We start from the raw sequence: 20,454 nt of genomic DNA on the forward strand, positions 1-20,454 counted from the left end.
ACTTTACGCAGCTCTCTCAAGATGTCGAGCGGCACGTTGCCGGATGTCCTTGGCGTCCTGTTCATACTGGGCATATAGATGGGGTGGCGGCGCCATCAAGCTGTATTCGTCGCAGATGCCGTGACGCGTCAGCTTCGCCGGCATGCCTTCACTGGCGATCACCTCGGCAACCGCGTCTCCACGCCCGCCCCCCACATTCGCAGCAGGGATGCAAAGTGCACGACCCAGGGATGGATCCGAATGATCGACGCCGATGCAGCGCTCGGCCATCATGTCCTTCAGGTCGCGCACGCACAACAACATCACAGGATCCTTGCCAGCCCGACGCTGGAGGTTCATTCTCGATGCAGACGTAGGCCAGCCCGAGGCGCCGAGGAATTGAGCCGGCGCTCGGTGGGTCTTCGGGAGATTGGCTTCGATGGACTGCTCCGCCTGCGGTTTTGCGATTGAGAGCGGCTTTGCGTTTTGCCCGAAATGCGGGGCAAGGCAGCCGATCTCTTGCGCCAGCTGCGGCCAAGCTTGCCTGCCGGACTTTGCCTTCTGCCCGAAATGCGGCAACGCCGTTGCCGGTGGTGCACGCGCGCAATCCGTGGTTCCTGCCGAGGTCGCAATTCCTACCTCGTCCGTTGGTCCCCCGCAACGGGCGGCGTCCGACACGGAAGCCGACCGGCGCCCGCTCACCGTTCTCTTTGCGGATCTCTGCGGTTTCACCACGCTGAGCGAGAGGCTCGACCCCGAGGTCATGCGAGCTCTGCAGAACGAACTCTTCGACGAGCTGACCGAGGCGGTCGAAAGCTACGGCGGCTTCGTTGACAAGTTCGTCGGCGATGCATTGCTTGCCCTGTTCGGCGCGCCGGTTGCTCATGAAGACGATCCGGAACGGGCGCTGCGCGCCGGCCTCGACATGATCGTGCGGGCGGGACGCGTCGGGGATCGCTGGCAGTCTCGCGCCGGCGTACCGTTGCGCCTGCATGTGGGGATCAACACCGGGCCAGTGGTGACCGGCGGCTTCGGCGCCGCCAACGCCCGTTCCTATTCCGTGACGGGCGATACGGTGAACACGGCCCAGCGACTGCAATCCATGGCTGGACCGGATGAAATCCTCGTCGGCCCCCTGACGCACCGCCTCGCCCGTCATGGCTTCGCATTCGAAAGCCTCGGGTCTCAAGTCCTGCGGGGCAAGAGCGGCAACGTGCTCGTCCACCGCCTGCTTGCACCCCTGGAGGCGCCGAACACGGCACGCGGCCTCGAAAGCTATGGCCTCCAGGCGCCGATGATCGGGCGGGACTCGGAGCTTGCGCGGATGCTCGGCTGCCTCGATCTTGCGTGCAACGGCAACGCCCAACTCGTCCGCTTGATCGGTGAGGCCGGTATCGGCAAATCGCGGCTTGTCGACGATTTCGTCGAGGCGGCGGCACAGGACGAGCGCTTTCAGGCGGTCGTGGTGCGGCGCGCGATCTGCTCCCCTCTCGGCGAACAATCCTATGGCGCCTTGGCCGCTGTTCTGCGCAGCGCGTACGGCATTGCAGAACGGGACACGGCGGCGAGAACCGAAGAGCTGCTCGCGGCCGGTCTTGGAGAACTCGGCTTCGGCGTGGAGGATGTCGCCCGGCTGACGCCTCTGTTCTTCCACGTGTTGGGCTTAGGCGACCCGAGCGGCACACTCAAGCATGTCGAGCCCGAACAGCTGCGGCGGCAGATCCTCTATGCGACAAGGACGATTTTCGAGCGGCGCCTGTCCCGCAGCCCGCTGCTGCTGATCGTGGAGGACATGCATTGGGCCGACGCGGCATCGCTGGTGGCGTTGCGATTCATGCTCGACCGGCTGGAACGCAGCCGGCTGATGATGCTGACGACCTGTCGGCCGACGCTTGAAAGCGACGGGCTTGAATCGAACCGCACCAGCCTGACATTCCTGCGCCTTGCTCCCTTGCGCCATCAGGATGGCGAAGGACTGCTGAAGGCCTTCTTCCGTGGGGCGAACGGCATCCCGGCCGCAACGCGCAAGCGGATTCTCGATCGGGCTGGCGGTAACCCGCTGTTCATCGAGGAAATCGTCCGCGGATTGATCGAAACCGAAGCCTTGCGTTTCGATGGCAAAAGCTGGAGCGCGACAGCCGCCGATATCGGCAACGAGATCCCAATGAGCCTGCAGGCGATGTTGCTGACCCGCGTGGACCGCTTGCCGCCCGCGGTGCGGCGGCTGGCGCAGCAGGCGTCGGCGATCGGCCCGCGCTTCGACAAAAAGCTCCTCGGCGCCATCGCGGCGGACCCGGCATCGCTCGACACCAGGCTCGATTTCCTTTGCCAGGCCGAGATTATCGATGAGGTAGCCGAGACCTCGGCGCAATCGTCGCCCGGCTATCGCTTCACGCAGACGCTGCTGCACGATGTCATCTACCACAACCTCTTGCTCGAACGCCGCAAGGAACTGCACGGTCGCATCGGCAGCAGCCTGGAGCGTTTGCACGGTAGGGCACCGGACCGGCTGGAAGACCTGGCGCAGCTCGGCCATCATTTCTGCAAGGCCGCTCAAACGCGCAAGGGCGCCGGTTATCTGATGGCGGCCGGCGATCTGGCCCGCAAGATCTATGCGAATGACGATGCGATGCGACTCTATCGCCAGGCGCTCGCCGCCTTCCCCGAGCAACCGGAGAGGATGCCCGAACAAGCGGCGCTCGACGAGCGGCTGGCCGATCTCTGCGGCCCCAACGGCGAGCGCGATGCTGCTCGTGATCACTACGGCCTTGCGCTGGCCGTCCATCGTGCTGCCGGTGACCGGGCCGCTGCCGCCCGGATCTTGCGCAAGCTCGGACGTCTCAACCTCGACACCGGTCGACGCGACCTGGCGGATGCCTTGTTCGCCGAGGCTGCCGGCCTGCTCGACGGCACCGACGAGCCGATCGAGCGCGCGCATCTGCTGCAGGAGCGCGGCCACCTCGCCTTCCGGATGGGAGACCAGGCGGTTGCGGCGCAGTGGGCGGACGAAGCCTTGATTTGCCTCGGCGCCGTATCCGCAGAGGCCTCGAGCCCCGTGGGCCTCGAGGCAGCACGGGCCGGTGCCGAGGCGTTGAACACCAAAGGCGTGGCGCTGGCCAGACTTGGCCGTCATCGCGACGCCGTGGCAGCCGTCGAGAAAAGCCTTGTGGTTGCCGAGGCTGCAGGTCTGCTGAGCGCCGCCTGCCGTGCCTATTCCAATCTCGGCGTGCTCTACACGATCGTGGACCCCAAGCAAGCGATCGCCGTGTGCCGGCGCGGATTGGAGGTCGCCATCCGCATTGGCGATCTCGGCTTCCAGGCCCGCCTCTTCGCCAATCTTGCCGTTGCCTGCTGCACCTTCACCGACAATTGCGCCGGGGAGGGCATCCCCGCAGCCGAGAAAGCGATCGAGATCGACCGCGCTCTTGATCAGCGCGACCATCTCGCAGTGCCGTTGATCGTGCTCGGGCAAATCCACCAATGCCACGGCCGGCCGGATCTAGCCCGCAGGTATTACGAGGAGGCCCTCGACCTGGCTCGTGAAATTGGCGAGCCGCAACTGTTGTTTCCATGCTATGATGGCCTGGCGACATTGAATCTCGAACACGACGACATGGCCGAGGCCGAGCGGTATTTTGCCCTAGCGCAGGAGGTGTGCAGCCGACATCAGCTCGACCCGGGCGCGTTGGTCGTGTTGCCGTTTCTCGACTAGAGCCGACGGGACCTTGGGATCGAATGGACCCCGAAATCCTCATCGGATCTGGAATGAAAGAAATAGCGCATGGTGGCGTGCGAAACCGCTTCGTAGAGTTCGACATCATGCTCAAGACCGCCGTCGAGAGCCATTGCGTTCGGGCGGCATCACCCGCGGCGAATGATTTCGCCTCGATTGGAAGAGCTGGAGCGCCGTTTCCAAGATCATTTGAACAGGCGGCGCTCGGAGAGGGAGGATGACATGCCGGACAGCTTCACTGATAGGCCCCTGCAGCCGGGCGATCACGCGCCCAACGTCGTACTTGACGCAATTACCCGCCAGGGGAAGGTCTCAATCGACGAGTTTCGCGGGCAAAGGCCCGTGCTGGTCGGCCTGTTTCGCGGGCTTCATTGCCCGTTTTGCCGGCGCCAGATCACGTCCATGGCGAGCCTTGCCGGCGACCTGCGTGAGCTGGGCATCGACAGCCTGACCGTTGTCAACACGCCGATCGAGCGCGCACGTCTGTATTTCCGCTATCATCCGTTGCCCAACCTGTTGGCCGCATCCGATCCGGACCGTATCTCGCACAGGGCCTTCGGACTGCCGAATGTTGAATTCACCGAATCTGAAACCGCGTGGCCGCACAAGGTGGGAATGGATGTGCTGACGTCGATGAAGATCGACATGCCGAAGGAACTTCCCGAGCCGATGGGCGTGATGGCTGCGACCGAGTATCTCGACAAGGCCGACGGCTACGAATTCACCGAGGACGACCGGCAGATGATCGCCGGCGGCGAAGGCCAGCTCGTCGGCGAATTCCTGCTCGATCGCAATGGCGTCGTCAGGTGGTGCTTCACGGAGGTTGCCGACAACGGTCGGCAGATGTTCGGCGTGCCGGCGGCGCAAGATTTGATGTCGGCCGCGTCCAACGTGGCCGCGTAGGTCACGGGGACTCCGGGGATTTCCAAAGCTGAACAAATCGGATTCAAGACTGTTTTTTAGGGGCAGTCACGGGTGTGTTGGATCGTCTGTCATGTTACGGACCGCCCCCAAAAAAGGCCAGTCGGGTGAGCAACGTGTAATGCGATTCCGACACCATCAATGCGGCGAAGACAAGCACGAGAACTGGGGGGAGCAGGATGGCGTAGATCAACGCCAGCCGCTCCCAGGCCATGTGCATAAAAATCGCAACGATCAGCCCTGCCTTCAGGACCATGAAGAGGAGGATCAGAGACCATCTGAGATAGCTCTGGATGCCGAGGTAGTCGACGAGGTAGGAGAAGGTGCTGAGGACGAAAAGCAGCCCCCAAACGACCATATAAAGTCTTATCGGATGCTGTTGTCCCGAATGCGCCTGTTGTTGTGCCATGATGCCATCCTCACCACAGATAGAAGAATGCAAAGATGAATACCCAGACCAGATCCACGAAGTGCCAGTAAAGCCCCGTTATCTCCACGATCTCGTAATGACCCTTCCGGCTGGTGAAAAATCCCCGCCTTTCCTGATCGAAGTCCCCCCGCCACACCTTGCGTGCCATGATCAGGAGGAACAGGACCCCGATCGAAACATGGGTGCCGTGAAAGCCCGTGATCATGAAGAAGGACGACCCGAATTGCGCCGCCCCCCAAGGGTTCTCCCAGGGACGAACGCCTTCCCTGATCAGTTTGGTCCATTCGAATGCCTGCATTCCGACGAATGTCGCGCCGAGGGCTGCCGTCGCCAACATCAGCGCGGCAGTCTTGCGGCGATCGTGGCGGTATCCGAAGTTGACGGCCATGGCCATTGTGCCGCTGCTGCTGATGAGGACGAAAGTCATGATGGCGATCAGGATCAGCGGAATTTCCTTGCCTCCGATCGTCAGGGCGAAGACCTCGCTCGGATTGGGCCAAGCAACGGTGGTCGACATGCGCGCCGTCATGTAGGCCAGCAGAAAACACCCGAAAATGAAGGTGTCGCTCAGGAGAAAGATCCACATCATCGCCTTGCCCCAGGAGACGTTCTTGAACGCCCGCTGGTCCGATGACAGATCAGCGGCAACGCCTCGCAGTCCCGCGGACCGCAGATGCGGATCACTTACCGGTCTTTCCATGGATTCGGTCATCATCGAAACTCCTCAGGTGACCAATTGACGGCAGAGATCGACGAAACTATTCGCCCAGCCGGCAAAGAGCGCAAAAAGGATCAGCCAGACAGCGAGCATGAAATGCCAATAGATGGCGCATAGATCCACGCTCAGGCGAACTCCAGTCAGCACAGGACTGATCCGGGCGCGAATTACGGTCCGTCCGAGTACGAAAAGCCCGCCCAGAATGTGCAGACCATGCAATCCGGTGATCATGTAGAAGAAGCTGTTTGATGGGTTGTCGGCGAGCAGATAGCCTGCCGACACCAGTTGTCGCCACGCCAAAACCTGCCCGGCGAGAAAAAGAACGGCCAGCACGAACGCCACCGCAAGAGCTGTGTTCAGCATCTCGCCGCGATCAAGGCGGGCTTCGGTTTTCGCCCATTGCAGCGCCACGCTGCTGGCGGCGAGGGCCGCCGTATTCACCCATAGCAGCCGCGGGATCGGGATGGCCCACCAGTCGGCGCCGCCCATGCGGCTGAGATAGGCGCTGATAAGGAGCGTGAACAGCGCACCGATGACGGCAAGAAAAATGCCGAGCCCGAGTTTCGCTATTGTCGCCGATGATCCCTGCATCTCCGGCGCATCGCCTGCCAGACCCACTTCCAGCCAGGGCTTGGAGGTCAGCCGCTGCCTTGCCATCCACCAGGCAATGATGCCGGCGACCCCGGCCAGAAAAATGAGAATGGCGCTCATGGCGACACTCTCTCGGACGGCTCGCCCAAAGCCGGCTGGTTTTGCGGCAGGAAGTCCTGGTCCGCTCCGGGAACGCTATAATCATATGGCCAACGATAGACGATGGGCAGCTCCTTGCCCCAATTTCCGTGAACCGGCGGCGTTTGCGGCGTTTGCCATTCCAATGTCGTTGCCCGCCACGGGTTGCCGCCCGCTGGCCTGCCCCAGCGAAGGCTCCAGGCGAGGTTGAACAGGAACAGAATTTGAGCGGCGCCGACGACCAGCGCGGCGACGGTGATGAACATGTTCAGCGTGTGCGCCGATGGTGGAATGAAAGCAGTTTCGCCCAGCTCGTAATAGCGGCGCGGCACGCCCATCAGGCCGAGATAGTGCATCGGGAAGAAGATCGCATAGGCGCCGAGAAAGGTGATCCAGAAGTGGATATGACCCATCACCACGTTCAGCATGCGACCCGTGACTTTCGGATACCAATGGTGGATTGCGCCGAAGATCACCAGGATCGGTGCGACCCCCATCACCATATGGAAATGGGCAACGACGAACATGGTATCCGAAAGCGGCACGTCCACAACGACATTGCCGAGAAATAGACCGGTCAATCCGCCATTGATGAATGTGACGATGAAGGCCAGGGCAAACAGCATCGGCAATGTCAGATGGATATCGCCGCGCCAAAGCGTCAGCACCCAGTTGTAGACCTTGAGCGCCGTCGGGATGGCAATGATCAACGTCGTGGTCGCGAAAAAGAACCCGAAGTTCGGATTCATGCCGCTCACATACATATGATGTGCCCATACGACGAAGCTTAGTGCTGCGATGATGACGATCGCCCAGACCATCATCCGGTAGCCGAAGATGTTCTTGCGCGCATGGGTGCTGATCAGATCCGAGACGATGCCAAAGGCAGGAAGTGCGACGATATAGACTTCAGGGTGGCCGAAGAACCAGAACAGATGTTGGAACAGGATGGGACTGCCGCCCCCTTGCTTCAACTGTTCGCCCATCTCGACGATGGCGGGCATGAAGAAACTGGTACCCAGCAACCGGTCGAACAACATCATGACAGCGGCGACGAAGAGGGCCGGGAAGGCAAGCAGCGCCATGACGGTCGCAGTGAATATACCCCATACTGTCAATGGCATTCTCATCAGCGTCATGCCCCGGGTGCGTCCTTGCAGCACGGTGACGACATAATTCAGCCCACCCATGGTGAAGCCGATGATGAACAGGATCAGCGATGACAGCATCAGGATGATGCCCCAATCACGCCCTCCCGGCGTCCCCGATAAAAGAGCCTGCGGCGGATACAGCGTCCAGCCGGCGCCCGTCGGCCCGCCGGGCGCAAAGAAGCCGACGACCAGGACGATGACTGCGAGCAGATAGAGCCAATAGCTCAGCATGTTCGCATAGGGGAACACCATGTCGCGGGCGCCGAGCATCAAGGGGATGAGATAGTTGCCGAAACCGCCGAGGAACAGTGCCGTCAGCAGGTAGATCACCATGATCATGCCGTGCATGGTGATGAACTGATAATAATGTTCCGCGTCGATAAACGAAAAGTAGCCGGGAAACCCGAGTTGCAGCCGCATCAGCCAGGACAGCACCAACGCCACCATGCCGATCGAGATAGCGGTCAAGGAATACTGAATGGCGATGATCTTGGCATCTTGGCTGAAGACATATTTCGTCCACCAGCTTTTCGGATGATAAAGCTCCACGTCCTCGACTTCAGCGGGCTGGATGACCTGCCCAGCGCCGGATCCAATGTCGACCATATTCCATCCTCCCTGTTCCCTCCGATGCGGCTTTTCCCCTCAAGTACGCATGGCATTTATTTGGCCGCCGACTTTTCCGCCGACGCCAGTGATTTCGAGAAAGTCGGTTGCTGCTGCAGCCAGGCTTGATAGGCGGTCTCGGTATCGACGATAACGGTGCCGCGCATCTGCGGATGACCGACGCCGCACAATTCTGCACAGAGAACCTCGAATGTTCCTGTCCGTGTCGGCGTGAACCAATAATAGGTGACCGTACCAGGGATCATGTCCATCTTGGCCCGGAATTCCGGCACGTAGAAATCGTGCACGACGTCGATCGAGCGCAGAAGCATTTTTACCGGCTTGTCTGCGGGCAAATGCAGTTCACCGCCTTCGACGATGACGTCGTCCATTCCGGCGGGATCGCTCTTGTTCAAGCCGAGCGGATTGTCCGGGGTCACATCGCGCGTGTCCGCCCGACCGAGCCGCCCGTCGGCGCCCGGCAGCCGGAAGCTCCATTGCCATTGCTGAGCGACGACTTCAACCTCGCTGGCATCGGCCGGGACCGTAACGAACTGTTTCCACACGAAGAGCCCCGGCGCGAGCATTGCAGCCACCCCGATCGCAGTCCCCGCCGCGAGCCACCATTCCAACCGCTTGTTTTCGGGCTGGTATGCCGCCTGATTTCCGGCGCGGTGTCTGAAGCGGAGGACGCAATAGGCTATGAACAACACGACAGCCGTGAAAACAAAGCCGGTGATCCAGAACGTGATGACAATCGTATTGTCGATGTAGCTCCAGTTCGACGCGATCGGCGTCCACCACCATGGGCTAAGCAGATGGAACGCAATCGATCCCACCACCAGCAGAACGAGAATCACTACGACAGCCATCGTCTCCTCCGTGACCCGGCAGCGAATATTTCCACAATCCCATCGCGAAGCGTTTTAGTATTATCTCATGAACAAGTCAGGCGAGCAATTGCGGTAACGGCAGCGGTTCATCCCGGCAAAACGCCCGGGGCATATCGGCGCCGCGGGAACGGATCGGCGGCGTCAGGTTGCTGAGCCGAGCCCCCCGATCCAACCGGCAACGCGGGAAACAGCTCGTCCACGCTTGGCATTTCGCTATTTGGAGTACTGCTTCAGATAGGCGATCAGATTGGTAATCTCGGTATCGTCCTTCAACCCGACGAAAGTCATTTTCGTGCCCTTCACTTTCGCCTTGGGGTCGTGCAAATAATCGCGGAGCGACGTCTCGTTCCATACGAGGCCGGCCTTGCCCGCCTCCTGCATCGCCGGCGAATAGGCGAAATTTGGATGTGTTCCAGCGGTTCTGCCGAACAGACCGTTCAGCGAAGGGCCGACCTTGTTCTGGTCGGTTTCGGCTATGTGGCAAATGGCGCATTTCTTGAAAACGGTGGCCCCTGCGGTGGCGTCGCCCTCCTGCGCCGTAGCGTCAAGCGGGATGGCAATGGCGAAAAGCAGACAGATCGGAAGAAAACGGTAAGACATGGCAATCCTCATTCTCTTCATCGCTAACCCAACCAACACGACTCCCATCATGCAGATCGCAACGGCTCGGACGATGATCTCTGGGTAAATTTCCTTTGTGAATTCAAGGCATGCGGTTCGGATAGACGGGTGCAATCAATTTTCGATACAGGTGCCAGGTCGAATGCCCGAGGATTGGCATGACGACCGCAAGGCCGGCAAAAATCGGGATAGTGCCGACGACGAGCAGCGCCGCGACAATCAACCCCCAAAGTGCAACTGGTCCTGGATTGCTAAGCGTAGCGCGTATGCTCGCGTCCACGGCTGCAATTGCGCCGACATCCCGATCCAGCATCAGCGGGAAGGTCACTACCGTCGTCGCCAGCACTATTATTGCGAAAATGAAACCGGCCAGATTTCCCCAAAGCATAAGTGAGAGGCCTCGCGGGGTCGTCAGCACGTCTGACAGGAAGGTCGAGATCGAGGTGAGGCCTGCCTCGTCGAAGGTCATGGTGTAGATGCGCTGTGCGATAATCAGCCAGGCGACGAAAAGCGCCAACAGCATGAGGCCTACCGCAATGATCGACGGCAGCGCCGGCGAGTGACGGACCTCCAGGGCGTGATGCCATGAGCTATCCAATCCCTGCTCGCGGCGTCGACTGATTTCATAAAGGCCGAGGGCCGCAATCGGACCAATGAGCGCAAAGCCTGATATCAAGGGATAAAGCAGCGGCAGCAGGTCAGCGCCGGAACTCCACATGGCCAGAAAAATGCCCGCGATCGGATACATAAGACAGAGAAAAACGTAATGAGATGGCTTCTCTCCAAAGTCATTAAGCCCCGACTTCAGCGCATCGACAAGATCCGCGACACCTATCTTCCGGACTTCCGGGCGCGTAAATTCACCGCTCGCACCGGCCATGACATGGAATGTCGCCATAGCGTCTCTCCTCCTACGCCATAATCCGGCTAGCGGTGCAAAGACGCCCGGCAAATTTTTATCTACACGCCAAACCGCAACCGGCTATCGTAAATCTATCAAATCTTGTTGCCTTTGTCGCCTATTCTTTAAATTAGAAAAATTAAATACTCATCATTTCTTGCGCTGCTACAACTGGCGATTTCCGGCGTGGATACCTGGAAGACGATGCTTGCCTATCACAAGACGGTCTCGAATAGAGGGATCAAGGCCGCTCCGATTGCGCCAGGGGCATCAATTACCTCCGCCACGGCAAGCTTGGGGACGTCGCGTAAGGCGCCATGCCGAGGTAGATTATTAATTTCAGTCCGTTCGATAAGCATTCTTGCCAGTGAATGCGGGAGTTCACCGCCAAGGACGATCAAGGCGGGGTCAAATACCGCGCAGAGCGCGTTGACGGTGCGATTATGCGCCGGTGCGACGCGGTCTACCCACTCCGCAACACCCTGCCATTGCGCCAAATCTTCGCTTTTCAAGTCCTTCAGCGTCAAGTCCGGGCGGCCGTTGGCGTGAAGATGCCGAAGCAAAAGGCTAGGAGCAGGACGCTCCTCGTAATCCTGCTGCCCAAAGAGAACGGAAAATTCGCCCGCGTTTCCGAAACTGCCGCGAAATGGCATGCCTCCGGAAACCAGGCCGCCGCCGTAGCCATGAAGATGGGCAATATAAGCGAAATCCGCAACCTCGCGGCCGACACCGAAGATTGCCTCCGCTAAAGCTGCTGTTCTGGCGACATTGTCCGCCCAGATCGGCAAGCCGAGTTTTGCTCCAAGCAAAGGAGCCAGGTCGATCAGTGACCAATGGGCGAGCGGCAGGGGGCAATTAAACGCCGACTCCAGCATACGGTGACCGGCGACGGCAAGACCAACGCCGAGGACATCCCGCCGATTGGCGCTTCGGCGGGCGAGAATGTCTTTGACCGCCGCGCCAATTCGGTCCATCTCCTCGGACAGCGAGGATCCAGCCTGTGGAATTTCCGTGTTCTCCAAAGGCTCTCCGAATCCCATGAGGCAGAGGCCGATCGAACCGACATTTATGGAGATGCCGAGCGTCAAACACCAATCCTTTTGCAGGCTTAGCTCCGGACTGGGTGGTCCAGGGCGTCGGTTCTCTGACGGGGAAAAAGCAATCATTCCTCGGTCGTGAAGCCGCGCGACAATCCTGTGCAGAGATTGCTGGGTAAGGTCGAGCGGTTCGGTCAGGTCAGAACGCTCAATCCCGGGAGATTTCCAGATCAGCCGCAACAGGTCGCGTTCGTTGCGAGAAGCAACCCGTCTAGGTTGTAAATCCCGCAAAAAATGTGCCGCAACGTGGTCTAACGGATCATACTTCATTTTCAGATCATTTTGATTTACACGGCAAGCGTGAAATCCGCCTGGAGGTGTCTTGCTTCTATCAAACTGACGAATTCAATCGCTAATTTGATGGTCCTGCTTACCTCATCAAGAACGGCCGATCCAGCCGCGATGACGGCATTTTACGGATGGCAGAGGGGATGCTGTCCGAGTGTTGGGAACTCGATATCGGCGTTGCGGCGATCTCTGGCTTTCGTCTCGAGATCCGACAGAACCTGCTCATTCAGGCCGCCCCTTGTGGCGAACTCTCGGCTGAGCATGCTGAACGTTTCCGCGTTTGGCCGGTTCGCCCGCTGTGCAAGACTTTCGAGAAGCGGAGAAAATGAGGAGATTTATCGAAAAACTTGCTGTAAGGACCAGTGGGGCGGTGGCATCGGGTCGGCGATTTCCCCGCCGGCGGGCCGATGAAGGCGCGCTGGTGGTGGTCACCGATGCCAAAGCTGTCACTGCAGTGGAAGTCGCGGCAACTGTCGAGGCAGGCGGCTGCGATTGCTTCCAGCTTGAGGCTTACACAAGAAATCAGGCGAATTCATTAATTTGTTCAGGGTATTTATGGCGTTCGCATCAATGATTTTTGTCAGGATTGGTGAAGAAAAGCGATTAACCGAGGGGGAGCTTATGAATTCCAATCGAAATTTCTGTAATGCACGCCGCAATCGTCATTGGATTAAACGTTCCATATCAGCAATTTTTCTGATTGCCTTCCCGTTAGCTCTGTCTGCCAATGCGAACGCGTCTGAACTTGCGCATGCAAAGCAGAAGACCATTCAACTGTATATGAAGAAATACGAAAAGAATAATGTCGTCTTCTATAGTGGAAGTTCACTGGCAAAGACGACCAAAATTTCTTCCGAGGAATACTTTAAGGGTGCGCCGTATGTTTGCACGCCTAGCGGCTTCGGCAGAACATCGCATTGTCACAATCGCAGTGCTTTTTGAGGTAAGCCCAGCGCTCCCTCAGACTGCTCTCGAAAGAGAATAGGGGTTGCTTCTCGGATGGTACTCGGACAGAACTGATAGCGAGCAGGCTGTCCATCCATCCTAGCGATGGCCCCTATTTGAGTATTCAACTTCAACCGGGCAGATGTTTGCGGACATTATCGCCCCGTCGCAGTTTCAGAACCTCGTCATCATGCTTGATTGGATTATGACGGAACACATACCATTTTCCGCCTGACGCTCGTTTCTGATAGATTATCCCGGCTTTCTCACGATGCAGAAAGCAGGAAACATTGCGTGCAGCAGTTTTTCCGCTGTACCATAAGGCACTCATGCAGAGCTTGCCGCGATCGGTCACATACCAGGTGCCTTTTGCATAGGATTTTTGGGAACCCTTGTGCGACCAGGCGGTAAAATGGTTGTGGTTACGGGAGAAGAACCCTGCACCATCCTTCCAGATCCAGGAGCGCCCCGAATAGAGTCTTTTTAGAGCGGCGGCGCTCATCGGATCTGCTTGACTGGCCGCGCGTGCGGTCAGTCTATCGATTTGATGTTGTGTTGCGGCGTTTGCCGGGCCGGTCAGCAACAACATCGAGATCGCGGCGTTTAAGATGACGAAACGGAACGAAAACATTTTGTTTCTCCTTCAACTGTTCGCCGCGGCAGTCAGTTCAACAGAGGGCTGGCAACGCGCCAGTCCGGCCGACCCAGGCCATCCGGCCAGGGATAGACTTCACGGTCGTTGAAATAGACGACTGCTGTCAGGTCGGGAAATTCGGCGTGCGGTTTGGCGGCTTCCTCAGCCCATGCGTGAACATAGGCCTCATTTCCCTGATAACCCAACTCGGCAATAACGATCGGCTTCTTGAAGGCCTTGACGCGGTTGTAGCCGGGCTTGGTTGCTTCCACGAACGTCGAATCCCGTCCGAGCTTGCGTTGATCGAACGGCTGGTAGCCGAACACCGAAAGCCCGATGACATCAACATATTGATTGCCGGGATAGTAGGCTTCGAGCCCCTCTTTTCCCATTGGCGACCACATGTACTTGGCCGACGGAAGATATTGGCGGCATACGGTGATGGCGTGCCGATATGCTTTTATATAGCCGTCCGGCTTCCAGTAGGCCCAGGTGAATTGCCCGTTCTTTTCATCCATTTCCTGCGCCCAGCGGATGGTGACGGGCCTGTCGAGCTTGGCTGCCGTGGAGCATATCGCTGCCATGTTGGCATCGTAGCGACCCGCCAGAATTCCGTTGAGAAGATCGTCCGGTGCCACGCGCCAGTCGCGGGCCCAGGACCAGGGCTCAACCGTAATCAGCAATGAACGGCCGCGCTTGCGTGCATAGTCATTTGCCGTGCTCAGGGTTGAGAGATCGACATCCTCCCAAGGGAGGAAGAGATGCTCGATCTTGGGGTCGGGGTCATTGGTAAAGTCCCCATTTGGATCATAGGCACCGGAAGCAAGCGATTGCGGTGTGATGATCGGCCTCTTGTCGTGGAACAGGCTCTCGGCCCGTGCGTCAAGAACATCGCCGGCCGCGTAGACCACGCCGCAGAGCGCGACGGTGCCAAGCATAGCTGCCGTTAGTTTGGTTAGGGTTCTCATTGGATTGACTCCTCCTTATTCGGTCTTGTGCGCGTCTAAGGTGGCTTTCACCACCTCTAGTCGCTGCGAGACCAGATCGTCGGCGATTAATTTCGCCGCCTCATCGGTTTGTTTGGCTACAGCATGGCGAAACACGTACCAGGCCCCGCCTGCCTCACGCTTCTGGTAGATAGTCCCATCCTGAATTCGATGAATGAAGCAGGTTTTGGCTGGAAACTTGCCGTTTGTCGCATGCCAGGCCGCCTCGAAGCACAAGAGGCCTGTATCCGTCACGATCCACCGACCTTCAGCCCAGGATTGGCCTCCTGTTCCGTCGACCCAGGCGGAAAACCGGCGATCGGTATTCTGCATTCGCCCGGCGCCATCGGGCCACTGCCAGGTTTTGTCACGATAGAGCGTGTAGAGTTCGAACGCCGTCATGAGCCTTGTACCTTCAGGCAGTTTTGTGCCTGCAACGGCGGCGGTAGCATTGCTCCACCCTGCAATTCCCATGGCGATAGCGAATGCCGTCGCTGTTACACGGGCAAAGGTGGTCTTGTTGTTTGATGGCTTCATCTTATTTCCCCCGCATTGCAATTGAGACGAGCTCTACCGTTTCTGTTTTGACTGCCTGCCGTCTGTCTCGTCGCTTGACGATTTCCTGTAGGCTGCCGTCGGTGCTGGCAGGCCGGCCCACGGCCGAAATGTGAAATCCGAGTTCTTCGGCGGCGTCCGCGTCCAAGGCGTTTCTCAGGTCTATGAGGACCGGCTGGCGCAGGTGATGTTTGAGCTGAACCAGGTCGATTTTCTTGATGGTCTCCCACTCCGTCACGATGACGGCGGCATCGGCATTCCATGCGCATTCATAGGGATCTTCAAAGAAGTCGACTCCGTCGAGAACCTTTGCAGCATTCTCGATGCCGACGGGATCGTAGGCCCGGATGCGGCCTCCCATACGCTGCAGCGCTTCGATGAGCGGCACCGAAGGTGCATCACGCATGTCGTCGGTGTCGGGTTTGAAGGTGAGGCCAAGGACAGCGATGGTCAGACCGTCTATGTCTCCGCCAAATGCCTCTGCTACCTTTAGCGCCATGCGCCGCTTGCGTGCGTCATTGGCAGCAACGGTTTCCTCTACGATACCAAGTGTTACCCCGTAATCCTCCGCCGTCCGCAGAAGCGCCAGGGTATCCTTCGGAAAGCAGGAGCCACCATAGCCGGGCCCGGCTGTGAGGAAGCTCGCGCCAATGCGTTTGTCGAGCCCCATGCCGAGCGCCAGGTCGCTCACATTGCTGCCCACCTGTTCGCACAGATCGGCCAGCTCGTTGATGAAAGTGATCTTGGTGGCCAGAAATGCGTTCGCGGCATATTTGATCAGTTCGGCAGTGCGCCGCATGGTGATGATAACGGGCGTATTCTGTAGCGTGACCATGCTCTCATACAGTTCGATGAGGCGCTTGCCTGCCCGCTCGTCTTCGACACCAATGACGACGCGATCCGGTGCGAGGAAATCACTGACGGCGACGCCTTCGCGCAGGAATTCCGGATTGGAGGCAATGGAGAAGGTGTCGGCCTTGCGGACCGAGCCGATGATCCTCTGCACCACATCCCCGGTTCCGACAGGCACCGTCGATTTCACCACCACAACCGTGTCGTCGGCAATGAGCGACGCGAGCTCGCGCGCTGCCATATAGACGAAGGAAAGATCGGCATCCTCGTGACCGGCGCGTGTCGGCGTGCCGACGGCTATGAAGACGATGGCGGCTCCTTTGACTGCTTCGGCCAGGTCGCAGGTGAAGTCCAGCCGTCCCGCGGCGTAGTTTCGTTTGACCAGGTCGTCGAGGCCGGGCTCATAGATCGGCATCCTGCCTTGTCGGAGGCCGGCAATCTTTTGAGCGTTCTTGTCCATGCAGACGACATTGTTGCCCCATTCGGCAAAGCATGTGCCGCTGACCAAGCCTACATATCCAGTTCCAATAACAGCTATTTTCATCTGAGTTCGCGCCAATGGCGTCCTTCTTGTCATGAACCGTTGTTGTCGGTGTCGCTCAGCCGCCAGCGCGGATTGAACGTCAGCCTGTGCAATCCGCGTCCGCCGATTCCGGCGCCCGCTACTGAGAAGCGATCTTCGAACAGCATGTAGCCGTCCGTATTCCAGGCCAGCGACCGGATGCCGTCATGGCCATGTTCGATGGTGCCCACACATGGCAAGGCGATCAGGGCAAGCAGACTGCTGGCGAGCACCGGACGATAGAAACGCCTGCTCACGCACACGGTGTTTTCGCGCGTGTGCTGTAGGATGATGACGAGCAGGAGCAGCGTGTAGATGGCGGCATTCAGCGTGGCGAAGATGTAAAAGCCGCCGGTTTCTTCCGCTGTAGCGACGGATAGTACCGGGAGGATGGAAATCAGCGACAGCAGACCGTAAGCCGCCAGGATTCGCAGAGGCAGCGGATCAACTTCGGACGTGCCCTTCGGCGTGACGCGAAAATCCACGAAAGATCCCGTTGCCCAGTCGCGAACGGCTGCCAGGCCTCCGGCGAGCGCCCACGGCCAGCGGGCGAACAGAAACAGCGTCATTTCCCAGCTGAGGATCTTGGCGTCCACCGGCCTGAACGTGCCGGTGCTGCGCCAGCGATAGGCGAACAGGATCAGCAGGACCGACTGCGGTACGAAGTGCAGCAGAAAACCGGGGTAGGAGACGTCAACGAAACTCCTTCCGCGGAAAAGCGCAATCACGGGCAGGATAAACATCAGCCCCATGAACAGCGAAAAAAGAGAATACCAGAGCTGGGAAAACAGGAACTGGGCCTTGAGGCGCAGCGGCAGTCGTCCGATCAGCTTCGGCGAATATTGCAGCAAGATCATCATCAGGCTGCGCGACCATTGGAACTCTTGCGTAATGAGATCGGCGAAGGTGCGCGGACCGTCGCCATGGGCCACGGCATCGAGCGCATGAACGCCGCGCCAGCCGTGGGCATTCATCATCAGCGTGGTCGAATGATCCTCGGCCAGTTCAGGGCCAAGGCCGCCGATGTTCTGCAGGGCGACGGTGCGAATGGCATAGTGCGAGCCGATGCAAAGCGGCGAGAGCCCGCCATTGAAACCAGCCTGGAGCGATCCATGCATACTGGCTTCCGCGTAGAGGCGCCCACGCGCCGACCAGCTTTCACGTGCGTTGTAATCGCAAATGCTGGGCGCGGACACATAACCGACCGCCGGATCGGCGAACGGGCGCAGCATCTGGAAAAGATACCCTTGTTCGGGCACATGATCGGCATCGAGCTGGACGACGAAGTCATAGCCTTCATAACCGTAATGATCGTAGAAGAAGGCGAGGTTGCCTTCCTTGCATCGGGTGCGCCGCGGCCATGTCTGACGGTGATAGTCTTCACGCCCCTTGCGGGTGGAAACATGAACGCCATGCCTATGGCACCAATCGAGCGTCGCGGGCGAAGGATCTTCGTCGGCAAGCCAGGTGTCGTGCGGCACCTCTTGCTCCAGCATGGCGCGCAAAGTCCGCGCCACCACGGCAAAAGGCTCCGATGGTGCCTTCGTCACCACCATGGCGACGCGGCTGCCGGCGGGCAGGCGCAAGCGCCCGTGTGGCTTCCGGGCACGATAGAATACCACGATAAAATAGGCGGGAATGATTGTGACCCAAGCCAACACCAGGGTCACCAGAATGGAGCCGGAGAGGTCCACATAATGTGCTGGTTCGAACCACCAACGCCAGAAATAGACGAGCGCAGCAGCCCATAATGCGGCGCCGACCAAATATTCGGCGCGTCGATAGCCTTGCAGGACCGGCGTCATCAAGGGTTCGTCCTGCGGGGCTTGAACCTGTGTCTTGTAAGGGTTCATTGCCGCACCTCCAGTCCGAAGAAGGGGGCAGCAGTTCGAATGATCGTCTCTATATCCGAATAGAGAGCCCGGAAGCCGAGCTTCTCGGCGGCAAGGTCCGAAGCTGCATAAAGTGCGGGTGGATCGCCTGCCCGACGGGCACGCATTGCGACAGGGACCGGGTACCCGCAAACGCGTCCGATCGCATTCACAATTTCCTTGATGGAGGTTCCGTGTCCGGTGCCCAGATTAACGGCAAGGTCGGCGCCGCCGGCCAGCAGATATTCAACCGCCAGCACATGGGCCCGCGCAAGATCGACGACATGAATGTAATCGCGGATGCATGTGCCATCTGGCGTGTTATAGTCATCACCGTAAACTTCAAGAACGTCGATGGAGCCGGATGCCGCCAGCAGTGCGCGGGGGATGAGATGTGTCTCCGGATCATGCCATTCACCGAGTTCCCGTTCCGGATCCGCTCCGGAAGCATTGAAGTAGCGCAGCGCCACATAGTGCAGCCCATAAGCCGCCGAATAATCGGCGAGCATGTGCTCCGCGATCAGCTTCGTCCGGCCATAGGGATTTATCGGGCGTCTGGTCTCGCATTCGCGGATCGGCAGATGATCAGGAGTGCCGTAGACCGCGCAGCTCGACGAAAAGATCAGTTTGTCCGCACCCGCGCGCCGGCAGGCCTCCAGCAATGAATGCGTGCCGTTCACGTTGTTAGCGTAGTATTTTGCCGGGTTTTCGACAGACTCGCCGACATAAGCCGAAGCAGCGAAATGTATGACCGCTACAGGGCGATAGGTCTCGATCGTCTCGGCAAGAGACTGCGTGTCGAGAATATCCCCCTCGATGAAAGGCCCCCAGCGCACCGACGACAGATGGCCCGTCGAAAGATTGTCATAGACAATCGGCTCGAAGCCTTGCTTGTACAGGAGCTTGGCGGTGTGGCTGCCGATGAAGCCGGCGCCACCCACAACGAGTACTCTGCGTCTGGACATCACGCAACCTCGACAAGCTCGCCGCTGGGCCGAACCAGTTGACGTTCGAAATAGGAAACGGTGGACTTCAGGCCATCTGTCAACGCAACCGACGGCTCCCAGCCCAATTCCCGTTTCGCAACCGTGATATCGGGGCGACGCTGGCGGGGATCGTCGATCGGCAGTGTCTTGTAGACAATTTTCGACGAGGATCCCGTCATCGTGACAATCTGTTCGGCAAGCTCGCGCACGGTAAATTCGACCGGATTGCCAAGATTGACCGGGGTATGAATAGCCGACTGGTCACCCATCAACCGGACGAAGCCCTTGATCAGATCATCGACGTAGCAGAAGGAGCGTGTCTGCGAGCCGTCGCCATAGACGGTAATATCCTGCCCCTTGAGGGCTTGGACGATGAAATTGGAGACAACGCGGCCGTCGTCAGGGCGCATGCGCGGCCCATAGGTATTGAAGATGCGCGCAATCCGGATATCGACGCCATACCTTACGTGAAAGTCGCGGAAAAGCGTCTCTGCAGAACGCTTGCCTTCGTCATAGCAGGAGCGTGGACCGAAGGAATTGACGTTACCCCAGTAACTCTCCGGTTGCGGGTGCACCTGCGGATCTCCATAGACTTCCGAAGTGGAAGCCTGGAATATCCGCGCTTGATGACGCGCGGCGAGCTCCAGAAGATTCAGCGATCCGAAAACGCATGTTTTCATCGTATGGATTGGGTCTGCCTGATAGTGCGGCGGCGAGGCCGGGCAGGCTAGATTGTAGATCTCGTCCACCGGCACATCGAACGACGAGATGATGTCGTGGCGGATGAAACTAAACGTGTCGAAGCGCAGCAGATGCCATAAATTTTCCATCCGTCCGGTCGAGAAATTATCTACACAAATGACTTTGTGACCGGCATGTAATAGGTGGTCGCAAAGGTGCGAACCAAGAAACCCTGCGCCTCCTGCAACAAGAATTGTGCGTCTTTCTGTATTTTCCAGAGACAAAGTCGTAGATTTGAACGCGATGTTCATCAAA

20 protein-coding genes and 1 pseudogene are annotated in these 20,454 nt (G+C 58.7%); 4 read left to right on the forward strand and 17 right to left on the reverse strand.

The features are described from left to right. Nucleotides 1–3: 3 nt before the first annotated feature. On the reverse strand, nucleotides 4–339 hold the full coding sequence (locus AB8B29_RS21790; protein ID WP_047638534.1) for a hypothetical protein: 336 nt from the start codon (nucleotides 337–339) through the stop codon (nucleotides 4–6). Nucleotides 340–418: 79 nt separating this feature from the next. Between AB8B29_RS21790 and AB8B29_RS21795 the strand changes: the two genes are divergently transcribed. Both AB8B29_RS21795 and AB8B29_RS21800 read left to right on the forward strand, forming a co-directional pair. After that, nucleotides 419–3,691, forward strand: a complete 3,273-nt coding sequence (locus tag AB8B29_RS21795) for an adenylate/guanylate cyclase domain-containing protein (RefSeq protein WP_092573564.1) — start codon at nucleotides 419–421, stop codon at nucleotides 3,689–3,691. A 243-nt stretch (nucleotides 3,692–3,934) separates the two neighbouring features. Then, the gene (locus AB8B29_RS21800) at nucleotides 3,935–4,615 is read left to right on the forward strand and encodes a peroxiredoxin-like family protein (RefSeq protein WP_037200486.1); all 681 of its coding nucleotides are present in this window, start codon (nucleotides 3,935–3,937) and stop codon (nucleotides 4,613–4,615) included. Nucleotides 4,616–4,709: 94 nt separating this feature from the next. On the opposite strand, the gene AB8B29_RS21805 is transcribed toward AB8B29_RS21800, so the two are convergent. The 9 genes and pseudogenes from AB8B29_RS21805 to AB8B29_RS21845 form a co-directional block, all read right to left on the reverse strand. After that, complete coding sequence (locus AB8B29_RS21805; RefSeq protein WP_092573563.1) at nucleotides 4,710–5,042, reverse strand: cytochrome C oxidase subunit IV family protein; 333 nt, start codon at nucleotides 5,040–5,042, stop codon at nucleotides 4,710–4,712. Between the two features lie 10 nt (nucleotides 5,043–5,052). Beyond that, nucleotides 5,053–5,775 carry a heme-copper oxidase subunit III family protein gene (locus tag AB8B29_RS21810; RefSeq protein WP_037200512.1) on the reverse strand — a complete coding sequence of 241 codons (723 nt, stop codon included), beginning with the start codon at nucleotides 5,773–5,775 and terminating at the stop codon, nucleotides 5,053–5,055. Between the two features lie 12 nt (nucleotides 5,776–5,787). Further along, nucleotides 5,788–6,492, reverse strand: a complete 705-nt coding sequence (locus AB8B29_RS21815; RefSeq protein ID WP_047554892.1) for a cytochrome c oxidase subunit 3 — start codon at nucleotides 6,490–6,492, stop codon at nucleotides 5,788–5,790. Further along, nucleotides 6,489–8,267, reverse strand: a complete 1,779-nt coding sequence (locus tag AB8B29_RS21820; protein WP_037200480.1) for a cbb3-type cytochrome c oxidase subunit I — start codon at nucleotides 8,265–8,267, stop codon at nucleotides 6,489–6,491. Before AB8B29_RS21820 ends, AB8B29_RS21815 begins: the two co-directional genes overlap by 4 nt. A gap of 56 nt (nucleotides 8,268–8,323) precedes the next feature. Next, complete coding sequence (locus AB8B29_RS21825) at nucleotides 8,324–9,139, reverse strand: cytochrome c oxidase subunit II (protein WP_037200479.1); 816 nt, start codon at nucleotides 9,137–9,139, stop codon at nucleotides 8,324–8,326. A 234-nt stretch (nucleotides 9,140–9,373) separates the two neighbouring features. Then, entirely contained in the window at nucleotides 9,374–9,760 is a 387-nt protein-coding gene (locus tag AB8B29_RS21830; RefSeq protein ID WP_037200477.1) for a c-type cytochrome, read from the reverse strand. Nucleotides 9,761–9,863: 103 nt separating this feature from the next. Next, nucleotides 9,864–10,679: a DUF2189 domain-containing protein gene (locus tag AB8B29_RS21835; protein ID WP_047554895.1), complete on the reverse strand. Its 816-nt coding sequence runs from the start codon at nucleotides 10,677–10,679 to the stop codon at nucleotides 9,864–9,866. Nucleotides 10,680–10,897: 218 nt separating this feature from the next. Beyond that, nucleotides 10,898–12,049, reverse strand: coding sequence for an ROK family transcriptional regulator (locus tag AB8B29_RS21840; RefSeq protein WP_092573562.1), 1,152 nt, complete (start codon nucleotides 12,047–12,049; stop codon nucleotides 10,898–10,900). 212 nt (nucleotides 12,050–12,261) lie between these two features. After that, nucleotides 12,262–12,390: pseudogene (locus tag AB8B29_RS21845) on the reverse strand (pyrroline-5-carboxylate reductase); the annotation flags it as partial. A gap of 2 nt (nucleotides 12,391–12,392) precedes the next feature. Here AB8B29_RS21845 and AB8B29_RS21850 point away from each other — a divergent pair. Both AB8B29_RS21850 and AB8B29_RS21855 read left to right on the forward strand, forming a co-directional pair. Continuing rightward, entirely contained in the window at nucleotides 12,393–12,641 is a 249-nt protein-coding gene (locus AB8B29_RS21850) for a hypothetical protein (protein WP_141694059.1), read from the forward strand. Continuing rightward, nucleotides 12,638–13,009 (forward strand): hypothetical protein, encoded by a 372-nt coding sequence (locus AB8B29_RS21855; protein WP_244655269.1) that lies wholly within the window; start codon nucleotides 12,638–12,640, stop codon nucleotides 13,007–13,009. The genes AB8B29_RS21850 and AB8B29_RS21855 overlap by 4 nt, the downstream gene beginning before the upstream one ends. A 133-nt stretch (nucleotides 13,010–13,142) precedes the next feature. On the opposite strand, the gene AB8B29_RS21860 is transcribed toward AB8B29_RS21855, so the two are convergent. From AB8B29_RS21860 to AB8B29_RS21890, 7 genes are all read right to left on the reverse strand, one after another. Next, complete coding sequence (locus AB8B29_RS21860; protein WP_047554901.1) at nucleotides 13,143–13,643, reverse strand: DUF995 domain-containing protein; 501 nt, start codon at nucleotides 13,641–13,643, stop codon at nucleotides 13,143–13,145. A 32-nt stretch (nucleotides 13,644–13,675) separates the two neighbouring features. Continuing rightward, the gene (locus tag AB8B29_RS21865; RefSeq protein ID WP_047554906.1) at nucleotides 13,676–14,614 is read right to left on the reverse strand and encodes a glycoside hydrolase family 26 protein; all 939 of its coding nucleotides are present in this window, start codon (nucleotides 14,612–14,614) and stop codon (nucleotides 13,676–13,678) included. A gap of 15 nt (nucleotides 14,615–14,629) precedes the next feature. Next, complete coding sequence (locus AB8B29_RS21870; RefSeq protein WP_376774271.1) at nucleotides 14,630–15,106, reverse strand: DUF995 domain-containing protein; 477 nt, start codon at nucleotides 15,104–15,106, stop codon at nucleotides 14,630–14,632. Between the two features lie 64 nt (nucleotides 15,107–15,170). Then, on the reverse strand, nucleotides 15,171–16,583 hold the full coding sequence (locus tag AB8B29_RS21875; RefSeq protein WP_092573561.1) for a UDP-glucose dehydrogenase family protein: 1,413 nt from the start codon (nucleotides 16,581–16,583) through the stop codon (nucleotides 15,171–15,173). 29 nt (nucleotides 16,584–16,612) lie between these two features. Further along, entirely contained in the window at nucleotides 16,613–18,454 is a 1,842-nt protein-coding gene (locus tag AB8B29_RS21880; protein WP_092573560.1) for a glycosyltransferase family 2 protein, read from the reverse strand. After that, nucleotides 18,451–19,437 carry a UDP-glucose 4-epimerase GalE gene (gene galE, locus AB8B29_RS21885; protein ID WP_047638545.1) on the reverse strand — a complete coding sequence of 329 codons (987 nt, stop codon included), beginning with the start codon at nucleotides 19,435–19,437 and terminating at the stop codon, nucleotides 18,451–18,453. The genes AB8B29_RS21880 and galE overlap by 4 nt, the downstream gene beginning before the upstream one ends. Next, the gene (locus AB8B29_RS21890) at nucleotides 19,437–20,450 is read right to left on the reverse strand and encodes a UDP-glucuronic acid decarboxylase family protein (protein ID WP_092573559.1); all 1,014 of its coding nucleotides are present in this window, start codon (nucleotides 20,448–20,450) and stop codon (nucleotides 19,437–19,439) included. The genes galE and AB8B29_RS21890 overlap by 1 nt, the downstream gene beginning before the upstream one ends. Nucleotides 20,451–20,454: the final 4 nt, after the last annotated feature.

This window comes from Rhizobium sp. 11_C7_N12_5 (assembly GCF_051811145.1).
In the GTDB taxonomy this organism is placed as follows: domain Bacteria; phylum Pseudomonadota; class Alphaproteobacteria; order Rhizobiales; family Rhizobiaceae; genus Rhizobium; species Rhizobium lusitanum.